The organism is Streptomyces sp. NPDC007264 (assembly GCF_042869095.1).
In the GTDB taxonomy this organism is placed as follows: Bacteria; Actinomycetota; Actinomycetes; order Streptomycetales; family Streptomycetaceae; genus Streptomyces.
In genome coordinates this window covers 24995-49681 of the sequence record NZ_JBIAFD010000011.1, presented here as the reverse complement: position 1 = coordinate 49681, position 24687 = coordinate 24995, and the positions used below count along the sequence as shown (strand labels likewise).

Genomic DNA, 24687 nt, shown 5'->3' with positions numbered 1-24687 from the left:
CACATCCTCACTTCTCGTCGAGCGTGCGGTTGATGGCCGCCGCGATGGCTGCCGCGAACTCGGGCCGGCACATCTCGTGGTGCGTGCTCTCCACGTCCTGGACGTGCAGCGCACCGCGGATGTGGGCCGCCCACTGGTCCGTGTACGGGGCCTCGGGGTTGAGCGTCGCGTTGAAGAACAGGGCGTCGCCGTGGAACACCGGCGGCCGGAACTTCTTGAGGATCTCGACGTTGTTGACGACGAAGTCCGACGAGATCTCCAGGAGCTGTTCCTCGTCCCGGCCGGCGAGGTCGCCGACGTGGTCCCTCAGGAGCGCGCGGACCTGGGCGAGTTCCAGGTCCGGGTCGTCGGCGAAGTGGCCGCTGGGAGCCGCGTCCAGCAGGGCCAGAAGTGCCACCTCGTGTCCCCGCCGCTGGAGTTCGGCGGCCATCGCGTGGGCGACGACTCCGCCGAAGGACCAGCCGACGAGGTGGAAGGGCCCTTCCTTCTGGATCGAGAATATCTGGTCGAGGTACTCCGACACCATGGATTCAATGGAGTGTTCGCGTTCCTCCCCATGGAATCCGCGTGCCTGAAGGCCGTACGAGGGACGGTCGTCCCGCAGGTGCGCCGTGAAGTTGAGGTACGGCCAGGCGAGACCGCCGGCGAGGTGGATCCACCACAGCGGTTCCTTGTCGCCGCGCGTCCGGATGGGCAGCAGCCGCGCGAAGGGGTCGGAACTCTCCCGGGCCGCGGCCCCGGAGTCCATGTACGCGGCCAGCTCGGCGACGGTCGGCGACTGGAACACGGCCCGCATGGGCAGCGCGACCCCCAGCCGCGTACGGATCCTGCCGCCCAGTCTGGTCGCCAGCAGGGAGTGCCCGCCCAGGGCGAAGAAGTCGTCGTCGACGCCGACCCGTTCGAGGCCCAGCACCTCGGCGAAGACCGCCGCCAGTTGCTCCTCCCGTGGGGTGCTGGGCGCCCGGTAGGTCCCCGCGCCGAGGAAGTCGGGTTCGGGCAGGGCGCGCCGGTCGAGCTTGCCGTTGGGCGCCAGCGGCAGCCGCTCCAGCGGTACGAGGGCGGCCGGGACCATGAAGTCCGGCAGCCGCTCGGCCACGAACCGGTGCAGCTCCCCGGTGTCGAGATCGTCCACGGGCACCACGTACGCCACCAGGCGCCCCTCGCGGGCGAGCACGGCCGCCTGCGTCACCCCCGGGTGGGCCGTGAGCGCGGCCTCGACCTCGCCCGGTTCGACCCGGAATCCGCGCACCTTGACCTGGGCGTCGCCGCGGCCGGCGTACTCCAGCTTCCCGTCGGCGTTCCAGCGCGCCAGGTCGCCGGTGCGGTACATGCGGGAGCCGGGCGGCCCGAAGGGGTCGGTGACGAAGCGTTCCGCGGTGAGGGCCGGGCGGCCGTGGTAGCCGCGGCCCACGTTGCCGGCCACGTACAGTTCGCCCGTGACTCCCTGGGGGACCGGCCTGAGCCCGGGACCCAGGACGTAGGCCCGCATGTTCTCCAGCGGTTCGCCGATGGGCGCGCTGCCGCTCCACTCGCCGCCCTGGGGCACGGAGAACGTGGTGGCGTAGAACGACTCGCTCTGGCCGTAGGCGTTGACGATCCGTACGCCCGGGAAGGCCCTGCGTGCCCGGTCCACCAGCGACGCGGGCAGCGCCTCGCCCGCGAAGACCAGCGTGTCCACGCTGGTGCGGTCGGCGATGGTGTCGACGAGTTCGGCGAACGCGGACGGGACGGTGCTGATGACGTTGCCGTGCCAGCCCTCCCGCTCGCCGAGCACCAGGACGTCCCGGACCACCTCCACGCTGCCGCCGGTGGTGAGGGTGGTGAAGATCTCGAAGGCGGACACGTCGAAGTTGATCGAGGTGCCGGCCAGCAGCCGCCGGCCCCGCTCCATCCCGATGCGGGAGGCCAGCCGCAGCACGCCGTTGACCACGTTGCCGTGGGTGATGGCGACGCCCTTGGGCTTGCCCGTGGAGCCGGAGGTGTACATCACGTACGCCAACTGCTCGCCGTGCAGCGGCAGTCCGAGGTCGGCTCCGTCGCCCGCCGACAGGTCGAGCCCGTCCACGAAGAGCGCGGGCACGTCCGTCGGCGGCAGCACCGGGAGGGTCTCCGCGTCCGTGAGGACCAGCTGCGGGCGGGCCTCCTGAAGGATCGCCGCCAGCCGCGCGCTCGGGTACTTGGGGTCGACGGGCAGATAGGCGCCGCCCGCCTTCAGCACCGCCAGCAGCCCCACCACCAGATCGGCGGAGCGCGGCAGCGAGACCGCGACGACCGACTCGCCGCCGACGCCGTGGGCGACGAGCGTGCGGGCCAGCCGGTTCGCCCGCGCGTTGAGCTCGCGGTACGTCAGCTGCCGGTCCTCGGCGATCACGGCGACCTCGTCCGGGGTCCGCTCCGCCTGGAACTCGAAGAGTTCGGTGATGGCCAGGTCCGGGGTGTCGGCGGCCGTGTCGTTGAACTCGACCAGCAGCCGGTCGCGTTCGGCCGGCTCCAGCACGTCGAGTGCGGCCGTCCTGGTGCCGGGGTCGGCCACCAGCTGCCGCAGGATGCGCACCAGGCGGGCCGCGAACTCCTCCACCGCGTCCCGGTCGAAGACGTGCTGCTGGAACTGCAGGGTCAGCATCAGGTGCGGGTCGGCGGCCGCCATCAGGGTCAGCGGGTAGTGGGTGCCCGAGAACGGGCGGATGCCGGTGAAGGCGATCCCGGAGGCGGTGTTGGCGTCGCTCAGGCCCTCCTTGTCGACCGGGAACGACTCGAAGACGACCAGCGTGTCGAAGAGCGTCTTCAGGCCGGTGGCCTGCTGGATGTCGGTGAGCCCGTAGTAGTGGTGGTCGAGCAGCGCGGCCTGCCGGCGCTGGAGTCCGGTCAGCACGTCGGCGAGGGTGTCGCCGGGCGCGTACCGGACGCGGACCGGCAGCGTGTTGATGAACAGGCCGACGATCGAGTCGACGTCCGCGAGCTGGGGCGGCCGGCCGGAGACCGTGGCGCCGAAGACGACGTCCTGCCGCCCGGTCAGCTCGCCGAGCAGCAGCGCCCAGGCGCCCTGGACGAGCGTGTTGACGGTGACGCCGAGTTCTGAGGCGCGGCGGTTGAGGCTGCGGGCCTCCTCCAGCGGGAGCTGGATGTCGACCTGCCCGACGGCCCCGCCCGCACCCTCGTCCGTGCCCTCGTCCGTGCCCTCGTCCGTGCCCTCGTCCGTGCTTTCCTCTGTGCCCTCGTCCGCGCCCTGGCCGGCGTCCTTGTCCGAGGGCCGTGCCGAGGGTGCCAGGAGCGTGGGCTCCTCCACCCCGGCCAGTTCCTCCGCCCAGGCCCGCGCGGTCTCCTCCCGGTCGCGCCGCGAGAGCCACACCAGGAAGTCGCGGTAGCCGCGCACCCGCGGCAGCGCGGCGAGGTCGCCGCCCGAGCCGTACAGCCGCAGCAGGTCCTGCATCAGCAGCGGGAAGGACCAGCCGTCGAAGAGGACGTGGTGGGCGGTGAGGACGAGTTCGGAGCGGTCGTCGGCCGTGCGGACCAGGGCGAGCCGCAGCAGCGGCGCCGCCGCCGGGTCGAAGTGGACGGTGTGGTCGTGCGCGAGGAACCGTTCGAAGGCCGCGTCGCGTTCGGCCGGCGGCAGCCCGCGCAGGTCGAGCTCCTGCCAGGGGAGTTCGACGTGATCGAGCACGAGCTGGACCTGGTGGCCGTGCGCGTCCGTGACGAAGGCGGTGCGCAGGTTGGCGTACCGGTCGAGCATCGCCTGCCCGGCGGCCCGCATCCGCACGGGGTCCACGCGGCCGGAGACATGGAAGGCGATCTGCATCTGGTACGCGTCGATCGCCTCGTCGTTCACCAGCGTGTGGAACAGCAGTCCGGACTGGAGCGGGGTGAGCGGCCAGACGTCCGCGAGCCCCGGGTAGCCCTCCTCCCATGCCTCGATCTCCCGCTGGCCCACCGTGACCAGCGGCAGGTCGGAGGGGGTGAGTCCGCCCGCTCCCGGCTCGGCCGCGTGCCGGGCCAGCGCGGTGAGCGCCGCGCACCACAGGTCGATCAGCTCCTGCACCTCGGCCTGCTCCAGCACACCGGCCGGGAATCCGACGACCGCCTCGAGCTGGGCGCCGAGGTCGGTGTCGACGACCGCCGAGTTGATCTCCACGGTGGACATGGCCGGCATGTCGGCGTCCAGGTCCGCGTCCAGGTCGTCGGCGTCGGACAGCTGCACCCAGCCCAGGTCCCGCAGGTGTTCGGGCATGTCGGCGGCGGAGAACCGGCCCAGGTAGTTGAAGCCGATCTGCCCGCTCGGGCACCCCGCCAGCTCCTTCGCCGTCTCCTCGTTCAGATACCGCAGCAGACCGAACCCCAGACCCTTGTCCGGCACCGCGAGCAACTGCTCCTTGACCGCCTTCACCAGCCCGCCGGCCGCCGCACCACCCGCCAGCACCTCGTCCAGATCGAACCCGGCCGTCTCCAGCCGCACCGGGAACATGCTCGTGAACCAGCCGATCGTCCGGGACAGATCCGCACCCGGCACCACCTCCTGCTCACGCCCGTGCCCCTCCAGCCGGACCAGCGTCGAGGACTCCACCACGCCCCGCGACCGCCGCCACACCGCCACCGCCACCGCAAGCGCCGCCAGCAACCCGTCGTTCACCCCGCCGTGGAAGGCGGCCGGGACGGTGGTGACCAGTGCCTCGGTGACGTCCACGGGCAGCCGGAGGCTCAGCCGGCGCAGGGTGGAGCGGGTGTCGACGGCCGGGTCGAGCGGGCGGGAGCCCAGCAGCGGGTCGGGGCCGTCGAGCACCGAGCGCCACAGCTCCAGCTCCGCGGTGCGGGAGGCGCTGTGCGCCTCCTCGATCAGCGCGTGCGTCCAGCGCCGCACCGACGTGCCCACCGGCGCCAGTTCCGGCGAACGGCCCTCCCGCACCGCCCGCCACGCCTCCGCCAGGTCCGGCACGAAGATGCGCCAGGAGACACCGTCCACGACGAGGTGGTGCAGGGCGACGAGCAGCCGCCCGCGGCCGTGGCCGGGGTCGAACCACACGAACCGCGCCATGACCCCGGCGGCCGGGTCCAGCCGGCCGGTGGCGGCGTTCAGTTCGTCCCGGGCCGCCCGCTGCCACTCCTCGCCCCAGGTCCCGTCGCACGGGACGCGGTGGACGAGGGCGGCGGCGTCGACGGACCCGGCGGGCCCGATGTGCAGTCCCTCCCCCGGCACCAGCCGCGAACGCAGCACGTCGTGCCGGTCGAAGACCGCGTTCAGGGTCGCGGCCAGCCCGCCCGCGTCGATCCCGGCGGGCAGTTCCAGCGCGATCGACATGGAGAACCGGTCGTGGCTGCCGCCGAGTTCGAGCAGGTACTCGGCGATCGGCAGCAGCGGCAGCAGCCCGGTGCCACCGCCCTCGTACTCCTCCAGGACCGCGGCCGTGCCCACGGCCGTGGCCACCGTCGCCAGCTCCGCGACCGTGCGCTGTTCGAAGATCTGCCGGGGCGTGACCTCCACGCCCTGGGCACGGGCCCGCGAGACGACCTGGATGGAACGGATGCTGTCACCGCCGACGGCGAAGAAGTCGTCGTCGACACCGACCCGCTCAAGGCCCAGGACGTCCGCGTAGACGGCCGCGAGGACCTTCTCCTCCCGGGTGCGCGGGGCGCGGTAGGCCTCGCCGGTGAACTCCGGTTCCGGCAGCGCCCCGCGGTCCAGCTTGCCGTTCGGGGTGAGGGGCAGCCGGTCCAGGACCACGAACGCGGACGGGACCATGAACTCGGGCAGCCGACTCGTCATGAAGCCGCGCAGATCGCGGGCGGTGAGCCCGGCGGTGAGGTCGACGTCGATGTCGCCGAGCCCGTTCACACCGTCGCCGTCGGCGTCCGCGTCCTCGCTGCCGGTGCCCGCGCCGACGGGCACCACGTACCCGACGAGCTGCTTGGCCCCGCCGCGCGTCTCACGGACGACGACCGCCGCCTGCGCCACCTCGGGGTGGGCGGTCAGTGCCGCCTCGACCTCACCGGGCTCGATGCGGAAGCCGCGCACCTTGACCTGGGCGTCGCCGCGGCCCGCGTACTCGAGGACGCCGTGGCGGTTCCAGCGGGCCAGGTCGCCGGTGCGGTACATGCGGGCGCCGGGCGGCCCGTACGGGTCGGCGACGAAGCGCTCGGCCGTCAGGTCCGGGCGGCCCAGATAGCCGCGGCCCACGTCCCCGGCGACGTACAGCTCGCCGACGACACCGGCCGGGACCGGCCTCAGGTGCGCGTCGAGGACGTACGTCCGCATGTTGCCGAGCGGGGAGCCGATCGGTGCGCTGCCCGTGCCGCCGTCCGTGCCGGAGGCGATGTGGGTCGTGGCGTAGAAGGACTCGGTCTGGCCGTAGGCGTTGATCACGCGGACGCCGGGGACGGCCTCGCGCATCCGCTCCACGAGGGTGGCCGGGAGCGCCTCGCCGGCGAAGACCACCGTGTCGACGTCGATGCGGTCGGCGAGCTGGTCGAGGAGTTCCGCGAAGGCGGACGGGACCGTGCTGATCACGGTGCCGTTCCAGCCGCCGCGTTCGCCGACGACCAGGACGTCCCGGACGATCTCGACGGTGCCGCCGGTGGTGAGCGTGGTGAAGAGCTCGAACACCGAGACGTCGAAGTTGACGGACGTGCTCGCCAGGGTGCGCGAGCCGGGTCCCATGCCGAGCCGGGAGGCCAGGCGCAGGATGCCGTTGACGACGTTGTGGTGCGTGACGGAGACGCCCTTCGGGGTGCCCGTGGAGCCCGAGGTGTACATGACGTACGCCAGGTTGTCCGGCCGCGGGGCGGCTTCCGGGGCGTGCTCCGGCACGTCGGCGCCGAGCCGGTCCACGAAGAGCGCCGGAACGTCGTTCTCCGGCAGGACGGTCACCGTCCGCGTGTCGGTCAGCACCAGCCGCGGCCGGGCCTCGGCGAGGATGTGCGCCAGCCGGTGGCTCGGGTACTTCGGGTCGATCGGCAGATAGGCGCCGCCCGCCTTCAGCACCGCGAGCAGCCCCACCACCAGCTCCACCGACCGCGGCAGCGACAGCGCCACCACCGTCTCGGGGCCCACTCCCGCGGCGGCCAGCCGCCGCGCCAGCCGGTCGGCGCGTGCGTCGAGTTCGGCGTAGGTGACCGAGTCGTCCTCGAAGACCACCGCGACCGCGTCCGGCGTGGCCGCGGCCTGCCGCTCGAACAGCTCGACGAGCGTGGTCCCGGGTGTCGGCTCCGCGGTGTCGTTGAGGCCGTACAGCAGCCGCTCGCGCTCGGCCGGCTCCAGCACGTCGACCGCTCCGACCGGGCGCCCGGGGTCGGACACCACCTGGCGCAGCACCCGCACGAAGCGCGCCGCGATCGTCTCGGCCGTCTCGCGGTCGAAGAGGTCGGTGGCGTACTCCAGCAGTCCCTGGACCTCCCGGCGGTCGGCGTCGGTGACCTCCGTCAGGTTGAGGAACAGGTCGAACTTGGCGGTCCCGGTGGCGATCGGCTCGATGCCGACGCGCAGGCCGGGCAGGTCGAAGTCGGCCCGGGTGAAGTTCTGCCAGGCGAACATCACCTGGAACAGCGGGTGGTAGGCGGTGGAGCGGTCCGGGTTGAGCAGTTCGACCAGCCGCTCGAACGGCACGTCCTGATTGCCGTACGCCGACAGGGCCTTCTCCCGGACCTGGTCGAGCAGCCCCTCGAAGGTGAGGTGGCCGTTCATCTCGGCGCGCAGCACCCACGTGTTGACGAAGAAGCCGATCAGATCTGCGAGCGCGTCGTCGGTGCGGCCCGCGATCGGCGAGCCGATCGGGATGTCGTCGCCGGCGCCGAGCTGCCGCAGCAGGACGGCGAAGGCGGACTGCATGACCATCGCCACCGTGACGTCCCGCTCCTGCGCCAGCCGTTCGACGGCCACGAGGAGGTCGGGCTCGACGGTGAACTCCAGCATGTCGCCGCGGTAGCTCGCCCGCGGCGGCCGGGGCCGGTCCGTGGGCAGGTGCAGCGGCTGCGGGGCACCCGCCAAAGCCTCCTGCCAGTACGCCGACTGCGCGGACAGCAGGCTGCCGGGGTCGTCGGCGTCGCCGAGCAGGTCGCGCTGCCACAGGGCGTAGTCGGCGTACTGCACGGGCAGTTCGGCCCACTCGGGGGCGCGGCCCTGGCGGCGGGCGGCGTACGCCTGCGAGATGCCCTGGATCAGCGGAGCCATGGACTCCCCGTCGCCCGCGATGTGGTGGATCACCAGGGTGAGGACGTGCTCCTCGGGGCCGATCCGCAGGATCCGGGCCTGCACGGGGATCTCCCCCGCCAGGTCGAAGGCGTAGGTGCCGGCCTCGGCGACGGCGGCGGCCACGTCCTGTTCGGCCACCTCCCGTACGGGGACGGCGAGCCGGGCCTCCCGGGCCGGCAGCACCAGTTGGTACGCGACGCCCTCCGTGTCCTCCCGGTACACCGTCCGCAGGCTCTCGTGCCGGTCGACCACGTCCTGGACGGCGGCGACCAGCGCCCCGGTGTCCAGGGGGCCGCTCAGCCGCAGTGCCATCGGGATGTTGTACGTCGCCGACGGGCCCTCGAAGCGGTCGAGGAACCACAGCCGGCGCTGGGCGAACGACAGCGGCAGCCGCTCGGGGCGCTCGGCGAGCCTGCGCAGCGGCGGACGGACCGCGAGGCCGCCGGACAGATGGGCGCTCAGCTCCGCGACCGTCGGGGAGCCGAAGACCGCCCGGATGGGGATCTCCGCGTCGAGGACCGCGCGGATGCGGCTGGTGAGCCGGGTGGCCAGCAGCGAATGGCCGCCGAGGGCGAAGAAGTTGTCGTCGATGCCGACCCGCTCCAGGCCCAGCACCTGCGCGAACAGCTCGGCCAGCGTCTCCTCGGCCGTGGTGCGCGGCGCCCGGTAGGGGGTGCCGGTGACCTCGGGCTCGGGCAGTGCCGCCCGGTCGAGCTTGCCGTTGGGCATCAGCGGCAGCCGGTCCAGGGCGACGAAGGCGGACGGGACCATGAACTCGGGCAGCCGCTCGGCGGCGAACCGGCGCAGTTCGTCGGGGGCGACGTCGCCCACCGCGTACGCGACCAGCCGCCTGCCGTCGCCGGGGCCCGGGCGGGCGATCACGACGGCCTGGTCCACCTCGGGGTGGGCGGTCAGCGCCGCCTCGATCTCGCCGGGCTCGATGCGGAAGCCGCGCACCTTGACCTGGGCGTCGCCGCGGCCGGCGTACTCCAGCCGGCCGTTCTCGTTCCAGCGGGCCAGGTCGCCGGTGCGGTACATGCGGGCGCCGGGCGGCCCGAAGGGGTCGGCGACGAAGCGTTCCGCCGTCAGGTCAGGGCGGCCCAGATAGCCGCGGCCCACGTCCCCGGCGACGTACAGCTCGCCGACCGCTCCCGGCGGGACCGGGGTGAGGCCGGGGCCGAGGACGTACGCCCGCATGTTGCCGAGCGGGGACCCGATGGGCGCGCCGCCGCTCCACTCGTCGTCGCCCGAGACCGTGAAGGCGGTGGCGTAGAACGACTCGCTCTGCCCGTAGGCGTTGACGACGCGCACTCCCGGGAAGGCCGCGTGGACCTTCTCCACCAGGGAGGCCGGCAGTGCCTCGCCGGCGAAGACGACGGTGTCCACCTCGGTCCGGTCGGCGATGGTGTCGACGAGTTCGGCGAACGCGGACGGCACGGTGCTGATGACGCTGCCGCGCCAGCCCTCCGCCCGCTCCCCCAGCACGAGCACATCGCGGACGATCTCGACGGTGCCGCCGCTGGTGAGGGTGGTGAACAGCTCGAACGCGGAGACGTCGAAGTTGATCGAGGTGCCGGCCAGCAGCCTTCGGCCGGGCCCCATGCCCACGGTCGGGGCGAGCCGCAGCACGCCGTTGACCAGGGTGCGGTGGGTGATGGCGACGCCCTTGGGCTTGCCCGTGGAGCCGGAGGTGTACATCACGTACGCCAACTGCCCGGCGCTGCACGGCACATCGAGCGGGGAGCCGTCGCCCTCGCCGAGGTCGCCGAGGTGGAGGACGGGTGCGTCGGACGGCGGCAGCAGGGGGGCCGTGGCGGTGTCGGTGAGGACCAGCCGTGGACGGGCCTCCTGAAGGATCGCCGCCAGCCGCGCGCTCGGGTACTTGGGGTCGACGGGCAGATAGGCGCCGCCCGCCTTCAGCACCGCCAGCAGCCCCACCACCAGTTCCACCGAGCGCGGCAGGGACACCGCGACCAGGGACTCGGAGCCGACGCCGAGCGCGACCAGGTCGCGGGCCAGCCGGCCCGCCCGGGCGTCGAGTTCCGCGTACGTCACCGAGGTGTCCTCGAAGACGACGGCGACCGCGTCGGGTGTGGCCGTCGCCTGCAGTTCGAACAGCTCGGTGACGGTCACGTCCGGGACGTCGGCGGCTGTGTCGTTCAGGGCGAGCAGCCGGTCGCGCTCCGCGGGCTCCAGCAGGTTGATCCGGCCGACCGGCAGGTGCGGGTCGTCGGCGAGCTGCCCGAGGATCCGCCCGAAGCGGGCCGCGATCGCCTCGACGGCCTCCGGGTCGAGGACGCCCTCCTGGTGGTTCAGGGTGAGCCGCAGATGGGGGTCGGCGTCCGCCATCACGGTCAGCGGGTAGTGCGTGCCCGTGGTCGGGCGGATGCCGGCGAAGGCGATCCCGGCGGCCGTGTTCGCGTCGCTGAGGCCGTCGCGGTCCACGGGGTACGACTCGAAGACGACCAGGGTGTCGAAGAGCTTCGCCAGTCCGGTGGCCCGCTGAATCTCCGTGAGCCCGTGGTGGTGGTGCTCCAGCAGCCCCGCCTGGCGGTGCTGCAGCCGGGTGAGCACCTCGGCGAGGGTGTCGGCCGGCCCGTACTCGACGCGTACGGGAAGGGTGTTGATGAACATCCCGACCATGGAGTCGACGCCCTGCACCTCGGGCGGGCGGCCGGAGACGGTGGCGCCGAAGACGACGTCCTGCCGGCCGGTGAGCTGGCCGAGCAGCAGCGCCCAGGTGCCCTGCACCAGGGTGTTGACGGTGACGCCCAGCTCGGCGGCGCGCCGGCCGAGGGCGCGCACACGGTCCGGCGCCAGGGGCACCGGGACGCCCCCGATGCCGGTGCTCTCCTTCTCGGCCCGGGCGCCCGGCAGCAGCAGCGTCGGCTCGTCGACGCCCGCCAGCTCGTCCGCCCACGCCCGCGCGGACTGCGCGTGGTCCCGGCGGGAGAGCCAGTGCAGGAAGTCCTTGAACCCGCGCACCCGGGGCAGCACGGAGGCGTCCCCGTGGGAGCCGTACAGGCGCAGCAGGTCCTGCATCAGGACGGGGAAGGACCAGCCGTCGAACAGGACGTGGTTGGCGGTGAGGACGAGTTCGCAGTGGTCCTCGGTCATCCGTACCAGGGTCAGCCGCAGCATGGGCGGCACGAGCGGGTCGAAGTGCGCGGCGTGGTCCTCGGCGAGGAACCGCTCGTACGACGCCTGCCGCGCGGACTCCTCCAGGTCGCTCAGGTCGATCTCGCGCCACGGCAGTTCGACCCCGTCGACCACGAGCTGCACCTGGGTGCCCTCGGAGTCGGTGACGAAGGCGGTGCGCAGGTTGGCGTACCGGTCGAGCATCGCCTGCCCGGCGGCCCGCATGCGGGCCGGGTCCACCCGGCCCTCCACCCGGAAGGCGAGCTGCATCTGGTACGCGTCGAAGGAGGCGTCGGCGAGCATCGTGTGGAACAGCAGCCCGGACTGGAGGGGAGTCAGCGGCCACACGTCGACGAGGCCGGGGCAGCTCCGCTCCCAGCTCTCGATGTCCCGCTGGCCCACCGTAACCAGCGGCAGGTCGGAGGGGGTGAGTCCGCCCGCTCCCGGCTCGGCCGCGTGCCGGGCCAGCGCGGTGAGCGCCGCGCACCACAGGTCGGCGAGTTCCTGGACCGCCGCGCGGTCCAGCACGCCCGGCGGGAAGGAGATCACGCCGTCCAGGCAGGCGCCCTGGTCGGTGTCGACGACCGCGGAGTTGAGTTCCAGCACGGACATGGCGGGCATGTCGGCGTCCAGTGGCGCCGTCATCTCCCGGATCTGGGTGAATCCGAGGCCGCGCAGGTGTTCGGGCATGTCGGCGGCGGAGAACCGGCCCAGGTAGTTGAAGCCGATCTGCCCGCTCGGGCACCCCGCCAGCTCCTTCGCCGTCTCCTCGTTCAGATACCGCAGCAGACCGAACCCCAGACCCTTGTCCGGCACCGCGAGCAACTGCTCCTTGACCGCCTTCACCAGCCCGCCGGCCGCCGCACCACCCGCCAGCACCTCGTCCAGATCGAACCCGGCCGTCTCCAGCCGCACCGGGAACATGCTCGTGAACCAGCCGATCGTCCGGGACAGATCCGCACCCGGCACCACCTCCTGCTCACGCCCGTGCCCCTCCAGCCGGACCAACGTCGAGGACTCCACCACGCCCCGCGACCGCCGCCACACCGCCACCGCCACCGCAAGCGCCGCCAGCAACCCGTCGTTCACCCCGCCGTGGAAGGCGGCCGGGACCGCCGTCAGCAGGGCCTGAGTGACATCCGCCGGGAGGCGCACGGGAAGGTGTTCCAGCGCCGTGCGGGTGTCGACGACCGGGTCCAGGGGGCGGGAGCCCAGCAGCGGGTCGGGGCCGTCGAGCACCGAGCGCCACAGCTCCAGCTCCGCGGTGCGGGAGGCGCTGTGCGCCTCGTCGATCAGCGCGTGCGTCCAGCGCCGCACCGACGTGCCCACCGGCGCCAGTTCCGGCGTACGGCCCTCCCGCACCGCCCGCCACGCCTCCGCCAGGTCCGGCAGCAGGATGCGCCAGGAGACACCGTCCACCACCTGGTGGTGCAGCACGATGATCAGCCGGCCGGAGCCGGCGTCGCGGCCGGCATCGGGGCCGGGGTCGAACCACACGAACTGCGCCATGACCCCGGCGGCCGGGTCCAGCCGGCCCGCCGCCGCGTCGAGTTCGTCCTCGGCGAGCCGCTGCCACGCCTCGCTCTCCCAGTCGCCGTCGCACGGGACGCGGTGGACGAGGGCGGCGGCGTCGACGGACCCGGCGGGCCCGATGTGCAGTCCCTCCCCCGGCACCAGCCGCGAACGCAGCACGTCGTGCCGGTCGAAGACCGCGTTCAGGGTCGCGGCCAGCCCGCCCGCGTCGATCCCGGCGGGCAGTTCGGCGAGCAGCGACATCGAGAACCGGCGGTGCGAGCCGCCCAGTTCGAGCAGGTATTCCGTGATCGGCAGCAGCGGCAGCAGACCGGTGCCACCGCCCTCGTACTCCTCCAGGACCGCGGCCGTACCCACGGCCGTGGCCACCGTCGCCAGCTCCGCGACCGTGCGCCGTTCGAAGATCTGCCGGGGCGTGACCTCCACACCCTGGGCACGGGCCCGCGAGACGACCTGGATGGAACGGATGCTGTCACCGCCGACGGCGAAGAAGTCGTCGTCGACACCGACCCGCTCAAGACCCAGCACCTCGGCGTACACGGAGGCCAGGACCTGTTCCCGAGGGGTGCTCGGGGCGCGGTACTCGCCGCCGCCGAACTCCGGTTCGGGCAGTGCACCGCGGTCCAGCTTCCCGTTGGGCAGCAGCGGCAGCCGGTCCAGGACCACGAACGCCGACGGCACCATGAAGTCGGGCAGGTGCTGCGACGCGAACGCGCGCAGATCGGTGGCTTCGATGCCGGCGCGGAAGTCATGGCTGTCGTTGTCGCTGGTGAAGGCGGGGACGACATAGCCGACGAGCTGCTTGCCCGCGCCGGTGTCGCGCGCCACCACCGCGGCCTGGGCGACCCCGGGGTGGGCGGTCAGCGCCGCCTCGACCTCACCGGGCTCGATACGGAAGCCGCGCACCTTCACCTGGGCGTCGCCGCGGCCCGCGTACTCCAGCTGTCCCCGGCCGTTCCAGCGGGCCAGGTCGCCGGTGCGGTACATGCGGGCGCCGGGCGGCCCGTACGGGTCGGGCAGGAAGCGCTCGGCGGTCAGGTCGGGGCGGCCGTGGTAGCCGCGCGCCACGTTCCCGGCGATGTACAGCTCACCGGCGACCCCGGGGGCGACGGGCCGTAGGCCCGGTCCGAGGACGTACGCCCGCATGTTGCCGAGCGGGGTGCCGATCGGCGCACTGCCGGTGCCCTCCCAGTCGTCGCCGACGGTGAAGGCGGTCGCGTAGAACGACTCCGTCTGCCCGTACGCGTTGATCACCCGCACGCCGGGGAACGCGGCCCGCACCGTGTGCACGAGCGCGGCGGGCAGCGCCTCGCCCGCGAACACCAGGGTGTCCGGGCTGATCCGGCCGGCCGTCTGCTCGACCAGCTCGCCGAAGGCCGACGGGACGGTGGAGATGATCCGGCCGTCCCAGCGGTCGCGTTCGGCGAGCGCGAGGACGTCCCGGACGATCTCGACGGTGCCGCCGTGGCAGAGGTTGGTGAAGATCTCGAAGACCGACACGTCGAAGTTGACGGACGTGCTCGCCAGGGCGGTCCGGCCCGGCCCGGCCTGGATCAGTCCGGCCAGGTGCGTGATGCCGTTGACCACGTTGCCGTGGGTGACGGCCACGCCCTTGGGGGTGCCGCTGGAGCCGGAGGTGTACATCACGTAGGCCAGGTGGTCCGGCGCCGGCGCCACGCGCGGGGGCCCGGCGGCGGACCGGCCCGCCGGGAGGTCGTCGAGGAAGAGCAGGGGCGCGTCCGTGCGCGGCAGCACCGGGGCGGTGTCCGTGTCCGTGAGGACGAGCCGCGGCCGGGCCTCGGCGAGGATGTACTCCAGGCGGTGGCTCGGGTACTTCGGGTCGATCGGCAGATAGGCGCCGCCCGCCTTCAGCACCGCGAGCATGCCGACGACGAGGTCCACGGAGCGGGGCAGTGCCAGCCCGACCACCGCCTCGGGGCCGACGCCCCGGCCGGCCAGTTCGTGTGCCAGGTGATCGGCCCGCGCGTCGAGGTCGCCGTACGTCACCTGCGTGCCCTCGAACACCACGGCGACGGCGTCCGGCGTCCGTGCGGCCTGCCGCTCGAACAGCGCCGGGACGCTGACGTCCGGTACCGCGACGGCGGTGTCGTTGACCGCGTCGAGCCGCTCCCGCTCGGCCGGCGCGAGCACGTCCAGGGCGCCCACCGGCCGCGCCGGGTCGGCCACCAGCTGCTCCAGGACGCGTACGTACCGGTCGCCGATGGCCTGCACGGTCGCACGGTCGAACAGGTCCGTGGCGTACTCGATGGTGCCCCGCGCCCCGTCCCGCCCGTCCGGGGCGACATTGAACTCCAGGTCGAACTTGGCGGTCCGGGTGCCCAGTTGCTCGAAGTCCAGCCGGGTGGTGAGGCCGGGCAGCTCGATCTCCGCGCGGCTGATGTTCTGCCAGGCGAAGAAGACCTGGAAGAGCGGGTTGTAGGCGGTGGAGCGCTCCGGGCTCAGCCGGTCGACCAGCATCTCGAAGGGCGCGTCCTGGTTCTCGTACGCGCCCAGCGCGCTGTCCCGCACCTGTTCCAGGAGGTCCTCGAAGGTGGGGTCGCCGGTCATCCGCACCCGCAGCACCCAGGTGTTGACGAAGAAGCCGACCAGATCGGCGAGGTCCTCGTCGACGCGGCCCGCGATGGGCGCGCCGATCGGGACGTCGTCACCGGCACCGAGGTGGTGCAGCAGGACGGCCAGCACCGACTGCAGCACCATGGAGACGGTCAGCCCCCGCTCCGCCGCCAGCCGTTCGGCCCGGGCCCGCAGCGCGGGCTCGATGCGGAACTCGACATGGTCGCCCCGACGGCTCGCGACCGAGGGGCGGACCCGGTCGAGCGGCAGGTTCAGCGGCTGCTCCAGATCCGCCAGCCGCTCCTGCCAGTACGCGAGCTGGCCGGACAGGACGCTGTCCGGGTCGTCCGGTTCGCCGAGCATCTCCCGCTGCCAGAGCGCGTAGTCGGCGTACTGGACGGGGAGTTCGGCGAACACGGGGGGCCGGCCCTCGCGCCGGGCGGTGTAGGCGGCCGCCAGGTCGCGCAGCAGCGGGGCCCCGGACTCGCCGTCCGCCGCGATGTGGTGGAACAGCAGCACCAGGACGTGCTCGTCGGGGGCGTGCCGCAGGATGCACGCCCGGACCGGTATCTCGGCGTAGAGGTCGAACTCGTGGGAGATCGCCTCGTCGACGGCGTCGCGCACCTGCTCCGGCGGCACCGTGCGGACCGGGACGTCGAGGTGCGCCTGCCCGGGGTCGAGGACGCGCTGGTAGGGGACGCCGTCCTGGTCGAAGAGGACCGTGCGCAGGCTCTCGTGCCGGCCGACCACGTCCCGGACCGCGGCGCTCAGCGCGTCCGTGTCCAGGTCACCGGTCAGCCACAACGCCATCGGCACGTTGTAGGTCGCGGAGGGGCCCTCGAAGCGGTCGAGGAACCACAGCCGGCGCTGTGCGTACGACAGGGGGATCACTGGGACTGCTCCTTGGTCATCTTGCGCAGACGGGGGCGGCTCGTGGTGCCGGTGGCCGTGGTGACCCGGCCCGAAAGCTCCGCGATGGACGGATATTGGAAGAGGGTGCGCAGGGACGTCTCGATGCCGAGCCGCCTGCGCAGCTGGCCGATCAGCCGGGTGGCGGTCAGCGAATTGCCGCCCAGGTTGAAGAAGTTGTCGTCGATGCCCACCCGCTCGGCCCCGAGCACCTCGGCGAACAGGGCGCACATCGCCTCCTCCTGCGGGGTGCGGCCGGGGCGGTGCCCGTCGTCGGCCGCGGCCGGGGCGGGTGGGGCGAGCGCCTCCCGGTCGACCGTGCCGTCCGGCGCGAGCGGCAGCCCGGCCAGGGACACGAAGGCGGTGGGGACCATGTGGTCCGGCAGCCGGCGGGCGGTGAACTCCCGCAGCTCGCCCGCCTCGGGCGGGCCGACCACGTACGCGGTGATCCGCTCGCCGTCCGCCGTGACCGCCGCCTGGGACACCCCGGGGTGCGCGGCCAGCACGGCCTCGATGTCGCCGGTCTGGAAGCGGTGCCCGCGCACCCTGGCCCAGGCGCCGGTCCGGCCCGCGTACTCGAGCCGGCCGCCGCCGGTCCAGCGGGCCAGGTCGCCGGTGCGGTACATCCGCGAGCCGGGCGGCCCGTACGGGTCGGGCACGAACCGCAGGGCGGTCGGCGCGGGCAGGTCCCGGTAGCCGCGGGCCAGTTCCCCGGCGACGTACAGCTCACCGGTGACACCCGCCGGGATGGGCCGCAGGGCCGGGTCGAGCACGTAGGCCCGCATGTTGCCCAGTACGGAGCCCAGCGGAGCCGGGCCGTCGCCCCGCCACCCCTCGGCCGCGGTGAGCGCGGCGGCGCGGATGGTCTCGGTCGGGCCGTAGCCGGTCACGATCCGCACGCCGGGGACCGTCTCGCGCAGCCGCCGCACCAGGGAGCCGAGCAGCACGTCCCCGGTGAGGACCACGGTGGTGGCGTCGATCTCCGGCCGGCTGTCGAGCGCCGCCGCCAGCACCGGGGCACGGGTGCTGATCACGTCCGCGCTCCAGCCCTCCCGGGTGCCGATGCGGACGCTCGCCCCGGCGCACAGCCCGGCGAGGAGTTCGAAGGCCGCCGCGTCACCGGGCGGTGACGCGGCCAGCAGCCGGGTGCCGGGCGCCAGGCCCGCGCTGTCCGCGAGGTTCCGCAGGCCGTTCACCAGCGCGCGGTGCTCGGTCGCGACACCCCCGGCGTCCACACAGGCCAGCCGCCGCGGCCCGACGCGTCCGTGGGCCCCGCCGTCCGCGTACTCGAGTGCGGTGAGCGTCAGTTCCGGCCGCTCCCGGCCCGGCGCGAGCACGGTGTAGGCGGCTCCCGCGCGCAGCGTGCCCAGCAGCGCCACCGCCAGGTCGGCGGTGCACGGCAGATCGAGGCCGACGACGGTCTCGGGTGCCACGCCCCGCCGGAGCAGGGCGGCCGCCAACCGGCCTGCCCTCTCGTCCAGTTGCGCGTACGTCAGCGATGTGCCGCCGTCCGCCACCGCGACCGCGCCGGGGGCGGCCGCCACCCGCTGCCCGAACAGTTCGGTGACCGTCTCGGCCGGCAGCGGCGCGGCGGGCCCGGTCAGCGGCTGCTCCTCGTGGGGCAGCAACAGGTCGACGGCGCCGATCAAATGCCGCGGGTCGTCCGCGATCTGGCCGAGCACGGACCGCAGCCGGGCCGCGATGTCCTCGGCGGTGCCGCGCTCGAAGAGGCTCGGGTGGTACTGGAGGGTGAGCCGCAGCCGCGGTTCCGACTCGACGATCAGGGCGAGGGGGTAGTTGGCCCCGCCGACCGAGCGCACCTCGGTGATCTCCACCCCGCCGCCGGGCGCGCGGTCCACCGGGTACGACTGGAACGCGACCAGGGTGTCGAACAGGGCGTCCAGGCCCACGGCCCGGTGGATCTCCGTCAGCGGGTGGTGATGGTGGTCGAGCAGGGCCGTCTGGCGCTCCTGCAGTGCGGTCAGCAGCTCGGCCGCCGTGCTCCCGGGCGCGGGGCGGGCACGGACGGGGACGGTGTTGATGAACAGCCCGGCCATCGACTCCACCCCCGGCAGGTCCGCGGGCCGGCCGGAGACCGCGGCGCCGAACACCACGTCGTCCCGCCCGGTCAGCCCGCCGAGCAGGACCGCCCAGGCGCCCTGCACCAGGGTGTTGAGGGTGACGCCCAGGCCGGCGCAGCAGGCGGCCAGCCGGCGCCTCTCCTGCGGGCTCAGCAGCAGCTCGACCTCCGACACCTCGCCGGCCTCGGCACGCGGCGCCGTGGCCGGGACCAGGGTGGTCGGCTCGTCGACCCCGGCCAGTTCGTCGGCCCAGGCGCGGGCGCTCTCCTCCCGGTCCCTGCGGGCCAGCCAGGCCAGGAAGTCCCGGAAGCCGCGCACCGCGGGCACCCGCGAGGCGTCGCCGCCAGCCGCGTACAGGCGCAGCAGGTCCTGGCCCAGCAGCTCCTCCGACCAGCCGTCGAACAGCACGTGGTGCGAGGTGAGGACGAGTTCGCAGCGGTCCGGTGCGAGCCGGACGAGCGTCAGGCGCAGCAGCGGCGGCACGGCCCGGTCGAAGCGGGCGGCACGGTCCTCGGCGAGGAACCGCCGCAGTGCCTCGTCACGTCGGGGGTCGGGCAGGTCGCTGAGGTCGATCTCCCGCCAGGGCAGCTCGACGCCGTCGACGACCAGTTGCACGAGCGTGCCGGAGGCGTCCGGGACGAAGGCCGTGCGCAGGTTGGCGTACCGGTCGAGGAGTGCCTGCCCCGCCGCGTGCAGCCGGTCCGCGTCGACGTCGCCGCTCAGGGTGAACAGCGTCTGCATCTGGTACGCGTCGTGGCCGCCGTCGCTGAGCATCGACTCGAAGAGCATGCCGGACTGCATCGGGGTGAGCGGCCAGACGTCGGCGAGACCCGGGTAGCGCTGCCGCCAGGCGGCGAGGTCGTCCACGGCGACGTCGACCAGGGGGGCGGTGTCCGGCGTGGTCGCCTCGTCCGCCTCGTCCGCCTCGCCCACCTCACCCGCCGCGCGGGCGAGCGCGGCGACGGTACGGCTGTGCAGCACCTGCTTCGGGGTGATCTCGACGCCGCGGGCGCGGGCCCGGGTGACGACCTTGATGGCGCGGATGCTGTCGCCGCCCAGCGCCAGGAAGTCGTCGTCGGCGCCGACCCGTTCCAGGCCCAGCACCTCGGCGAAGACCCCGGCGAGCGTCTCCTCGCGCTCTCCGCTCGGTGCCCGGTAGGCACCGCCGGTCAGGTCCGGTTCGGGCAGCGCCTTGCGGTCGACCTTGCCGTTCGGGGTGAGCGGCAGCCGCTCCAGGCGGACGACCGCCGCCGGGACCATGAACGCCGGCAGCTTCTCGGCGGCGAGGCGGCCGAGCCGGGCCGTGTCCACGCCGTCCTCGGCGACGACGTACGCCACCAGCTGGTTGCGGTGCGCGACGACGGCGCTCGCCTGCACGGACGGGTGGGCGCGCAGCACCGCCTCGATCTCGCCCAGTTCGACCCGCAGGCCGTTCAGCTTGACCTGGAAGTCGACGCGGCCGAGCAGTTCGATCAGACCGTCGGGGCCGAAGCGCGCCATGTCGCCGGTGCGGTAGATGCGGTCGCTGACGCCGGCGTGCGACCAGTCGAGGAATCGCTCCGCGGTCTTCTCGGGCTGGCCCAGGTACTCGCGGGCGACACCGATGCCGCCGACGTACAGCTCCCCGGCGACGCCCGGGGGCACCGGCTGCAGCGCGTCGTCGAGGATGTAGGTGTGCTGGTTCGCCATCGGGCGGCCGTAGGGGATGCTCGCCCACTCCGGGTCGACCTCGCCGACCTCGTAGATCGTGGAGTGGATGGACGCCTCGGTGACCCCGCCGAGCGTGATCAGGCGCATGCCGGGGGCGACCCGGCGGACCCGGTCGGGCAGCGGCACGGGGATCCAGTCGCCGCCGAGCATCGCCGCCCGCAGGTGCGGCAGCGGCTCGGCACCCGTCTGCTCCAGGTGGTCGACGAGCAGTTCCAGCAGGGCCGGGGCGGTGTTCCAGACGGTGATGCCCTCGGCGGTCAGCAGCTCGTGCCAGTGCGCGGGGTCCTTGACGCGGCCCGGCGACGGTACGACGACGGCCCCGCCGGCCGTGGTGATGCCGAGGTACTCGTAGACCGACATGTCGAAGCTGGGCGACGACAGCGACAGCACCCGGTCCTGCGGGCCCGCGGCGAAGCGGGAGTTGAGGTCGGCGATGTTGTTCATGACGCCCCGGTGGCGCAGCGCGATCGGCTTGGGCGCGCCCGTGGAGCCCGAGGTGTGGATGACGTAGCAGAGGTCGTCCGGGGTGGCGAGGGCGCCCGGGTCGTGGTCCGGCCAGTCGTCGAGACCGCCGCCGTCCCGCTCCAGCAGCACCAGCGGCCGGCCCGCCTCCTCGGGCAGGTTCCCGGTGAGATCGGCGCGGCTGACCATCACGGCGCAGGCGGTGCCGCGGACCATGGCGGCGATCCGCTGCGCGGGGTAGTCCGGGTCCAGCGGCACATACGCGCCGCCCGCCTTGAGGATGCCGAGGATCGCCACCAGCAGGGCGGGCGAGCGGTCCAGGCACAGCCCGACCCGTACGTCGGGGCCGACGCCGAGCGAAAGCAGCTTGTGGGCGAGGCGGTTGGCGTCCGCGTTGACCTCGGCGAAGGTGCGGTGGTCTCCCTCGTGGACCACCGCGACCGCGTCGGGCCGCTCCTCCGCGCGCGCCTCGAACGCCTCGTGCAGGCAGATGGCGTGCGGCAGTTCGGCGGCGGTGTCGTTCCACTCGACGAGGGTGCGGTGCAGCTCGGTGTCGGTGAGCAGGCGCAGCCGCGAGACCGGCGTGTGCGGGTTGCGCACGCCGTCCTCGGCGAGGGTGCGGTAGTGGTCGAGGAACCGCTCGGCGGTGGCCTCGTCGAAGAGCCGGGGGTCGTAGCGCAGTTCGAGGGACCCGGGCCGCACCACGAGCCTGAGTTCGCAGCCGGCGGTGCCGGTGTCCCGGTCCTCCTCGGAGCCGAACCTGATGCCGACGGCCTCGGGCCCGGCGGTGGCGGCCGGGACGGCAGCCGCCGCCAGCTCCCCGAGCGTCGCGCTCCCGTCGACCCGGAACCGCAGCGTCCCGTCGGCGGTGCCGACGCCGATCCGGTCCTGGCCGGTGTAGCGGGACAGCACCGCGGCGAACGCGGCCGTCAGCGGCTCGGGGCCGGCGGCGGTCCGGAAGCCGGCGCGGACGGCCGCCGAGCACCGGGCCCCGGCGCCGGGCCGGCGCGGCCGGTCGGCCGGCAGCAGCACGGGCGGCCACGGCCCGTCGGTGTCCTGAAGGTGGTCGTGGCTCACTGTCCGGCTCCGATCAGGGTCGCGGGGAGGGTGGTCCGCCCGAGCGGCAGGGGGTGGCGCACGCACAGGTCGCGCACGGCGTCGCGGACGCGGGCGACGAGGGCGGGGTCGAGGACGTACTCGGTGTCGGTCACCGGGGCGGTGCCGTCGAGGACCGTGTGCATCAGACGGGCGCACTCGGCCATGTGCTCGGGGCCCATGCCGCGCTGGGCGAGGATGTTGGTGCCCAGCCGCAGTCCGCTGGTGACCAGGGGCGGCTTGGTGTCGCCGGGGATGCGGTTGCGGTTGGCGAGGATCCCGCACTCCTCCAGGGCGCGTTCGGCGACGACCCCGCTCAGGCCGCGGTCGATCACGTCGATCAGGACCATGTGGTTGTCGGTGCCGCCGGTGAGGATCCGGTAGCCGAGCCCGGCCAGTTCGGCGGCGAGGGCGCTCGCGTCCTCGACGATCAGACGGGCCGTCTCACGGAACCGCGGGGAACCGGCGATCGCGAAGGCGCGGGCCTTGGCCGCGATGGTGGCCGGGCCGGGCGTGCCCTGCGACTGCGGGAACACCGCCCGCTGCATCAGCCGCGACAGCGGGGTGCGGCCGTCGGGTCCCGGGGTGCGGTGCTCGCCGCCGCTGAGGATCAGCCCGCCGCGCGGGCCGCCCAGTTGCTTGTAGGTGCTGGTCGTCGTCAGGTGGGCGACGTCGATGGGGCTCGGGTGCCGGCCCGCGGCGACCAGGCCCGCGATGTGCGAAATGTCCGCGAGCAGGAACGCGCCCACCGAGTCGGCGATCGCCCGGAAGCGTGCGAAGTCCACCGTCCGCGGGTAGGCGCTCGCCCCGGCGATGACCACCCTGGGCCGGTGCAGGAGGGCCAGTTCCTCCGCCTGGTCGTAGTCGATGCGGCCGGTGGCGTCCAGGCCGTAGTGCACCGCGCGGTACTGGCGGCCGGTCACCGAGGCCGGTGAGCCGTGGGTGAGGTGGCCGCCGGCGTCGAGGTCCAGGCCGAGGATGGTGCCGCCGGGCGGGACCAGGGCGGCGAGCACCGCGAGGTTGGCCGAGGAGCAGGAGTGCGGCTGGACGTTGGCGTAGCGGGCCCCGAACAGCTCCTTGGCCCGCTCCACGGCCAGCGTCTCGACCGCGTCGAAGTGGACGGCACCCGGATGGTAGCGGGCCCCTGGATAGCCCTCCGCCGTGACGTTCGAGAGGGCGGCCCCGCCCGCGGCCAGCACCGAGGGGTCCGCGATGCTGGCCGAGGCGATCATCGCCAGGGTGGTGCCCTGGTGGCGCACTTCGGCGTCCAGCAGCCGCGCCAGCTCCGGGTCGCCGCGGTGCAGGGTCTCCATCCCGATGGCGAGCAGCGCCGCCTGCTCGCTCGTGGTCGTGGCCTGCTCCGCCTCGGACCCGGCGTTCCTGCGGGCCGTCTCCACCACGTCGGTGCTCCAATGACCGGCCATGTCGTCCACCTCGTCTCTCATGTGATTCCGTCGATGAATAAAGCCCGGAAGAACTGAATGCGATATCGGTCCGTTTCGCGAATTTCCTCGGATGAAAGGACCGTAACTTTCGCGCCGCACGGCCGACAACCGTTCAATGGCGGGCCGGATCCGGTCGGGCGCTCAGGAATTGACGAGCTGTCGGGAAACGCGCTGCGAAACCGAGCGCGAAAGGGAACGCGGAAGGACCGCGAGCTCGTCGAGGCGTCCCAGGGACGCGTGCGGATCGGCGGCGAAGTGCCGCAGGACGTGCCCGAGCCGGGCCGCGACGGCGCGGGCGGACGGGTCGTCGAAGGCGGTGCGGTGGTACGCGAGGCGCACCCACAGGCCGGGCCCGGTGTCGGCCACCACGGTCAGCGGCTGCGGCCGGTCGGGAAGGGCGCGGAAGGCGACGACGGTGATGCCCGCCGCGCGCAGCGGCGGCCGGGGCGGCGGACCGCAGTCCACGGCGGTGTCGAAGGTCCGCGGTCCGTCCGGGCCGGGCCCGGTGGGCAGCCGGCGCAGCCGGGCCAGCAGATCGGCCGGGGTGTCCAGCGGGCCCCACACGGCGCGCACGGCGACCGTGCGCGCGAAGGGGCCGAGCAGCGTGGCGGCGTCCGGGGGCCGGCCGGGGACGGTGACCCCGAAGACCACGTCCCGGCAACCCGCCGTCTCGGCCCGCACCACGGCCCAGGCGCCCTGCACCAGCGTGCTCACGGGGACGTCCAGTTCGGCCGCGCGGACCCGCAGCAGCCGGACCGCGGCGGGCGGCAGCACCACCTCTGCGCTGCCCGGATCGGGGGGGTCGGGGGGGTCGGGGGGGTCGGGGGGGTCGGGGGGGTCGGGGGGCTCAGGTGGTTCGGCGGGTTCAGAGGGTTCGGCGGGCGGGCCCAGGGGCCCGAGCACGCCGGCCCGGCGCGCCAGCGGCGCGGGGTCGCCGCAGGTGGCGTACAGGCGCAGCAGGTCCCCGGTGAGCAGCCGGACGGATTCGGTGTCGAGCAGCGCGGGGTGGGCCGTGACCAGGAGGTCGTGGTGTTCCCAGCCCAGCCTGACCAGGGTGAGGCGCAGCAGGGGCGCCGCGCCCAGGGGGGCGCGCCGGTCCTCGCGCAGCAGACGGTCGAGCCACGCGCTGCGTTCCCCGATGGTCAGCCCGGTGATGTCCCGCTCCCGCCACGGGAACGGGACCCGCTCCCGGACCTCTCCGCCCCGTGCGGTCCGCAGATGCGGGTGCCGGTCGAGCAGGGCCCGGGCCGCCGTGCGCAGACGGCCCGGATCGACGACACCGGCGAGCCGGACGACGGTCTGGACGTTCCCGGCCTGGCGCGCAGTCAATTCCTCCACCCCCGTTTCTCGATGTTCCGCGGAAAAGAACCCGAGGAATGTCCCGGTCCCCCCCCGGGCCACCGATTTCCAGGCGACCCGAGCGACCGGAATCCCGACCGCCCGAGACCGTGGCACCCGGCGACCGAAATCCCGACGGCCGGGAATCCCGGTGACCGGAGACCGGAATCCCGACCGCCCGAAACCCTGGCGGCCGAAGACCCGAATCCCGACCGCCCAAAACCCT

General features: G+C 73.8%; 4 protein-coding genes. All 4 read right to left on the bottom strand.

The features are described 5' to 3' along the window. Nucleotides 1-7 precede the first annotated feature (7 nt). The 4 genes from ACFYMU_RS20085 to ACFYMU_RS20070 all read right to left on the bottom strand — a co-directional run bounded on the left by ACFYMU_RS20085 (nt 8) and on the right by ACFYMU_RS20070 (nt 24452). Nucleotides 8-16312 (bottom strand): amino acid adenylation domain-containing protein, encoded by a 16305-nt coding sequence (locus ACFYMU_RS20085; protein ID WP_388374613.1) that lies wholly within the window; start codon nt 16310-16312, stop codon nt 8-10. Next, on the bottom strand, nt 16309-21660 hold the full coding sequence (locus ACFYMU_RS20080) for an amino acid adenylation domain-containing protein (RefSeq protein ID WP_388374611.1): 5352 nt from the start codon (nt 21658-21660) through the stop codon (nt 16309-16311). The genes ACFYMU_RS20085 and ACFYMU_RS20080 overlap by 4 nt, the downstream gene beginning before the upstream one ends. After that, nucleotides 21657-22991 carry a serine hydroxymethyltransferase gene (gene glyA / locus ACFYMU_RS20075; protein ID WP_388375158.1) on the bottom strand — a complete coding sequence of 445 codons (1335 nt, stop codon included), beginning with the start codon at nt 22989-22991 and terminating at the stop codon, nt 21657-21659. The genes ACFYMU_RS20080 and glyA overlap by 4 nt, the downstream gene beginning before the upstream one ends. Nucleotides 22992-23264: 273 nt before the next feature. Then, nucleotides 23265-24452, bottom strand: coding sequence for a condensation domain-containing protein (locus ACFYMU_RS20070; RefSeq protein WP_388374609.1), 1188 nt, complete (start codon nt 24450-24452; stop codon nt 23265-23267). Between the last annotated feature and the right edge of the window lie 235 nt (nt 24453-24687).

Coding starts and splice junctions, on each gene's coding strand:
- glyA (WP_388375158.1), bottom strand. CDS start 22,991: ATGGAGACCCTGCACCGCGGCGACCCGGAGCTGGCGCGGCTGCTGGAC.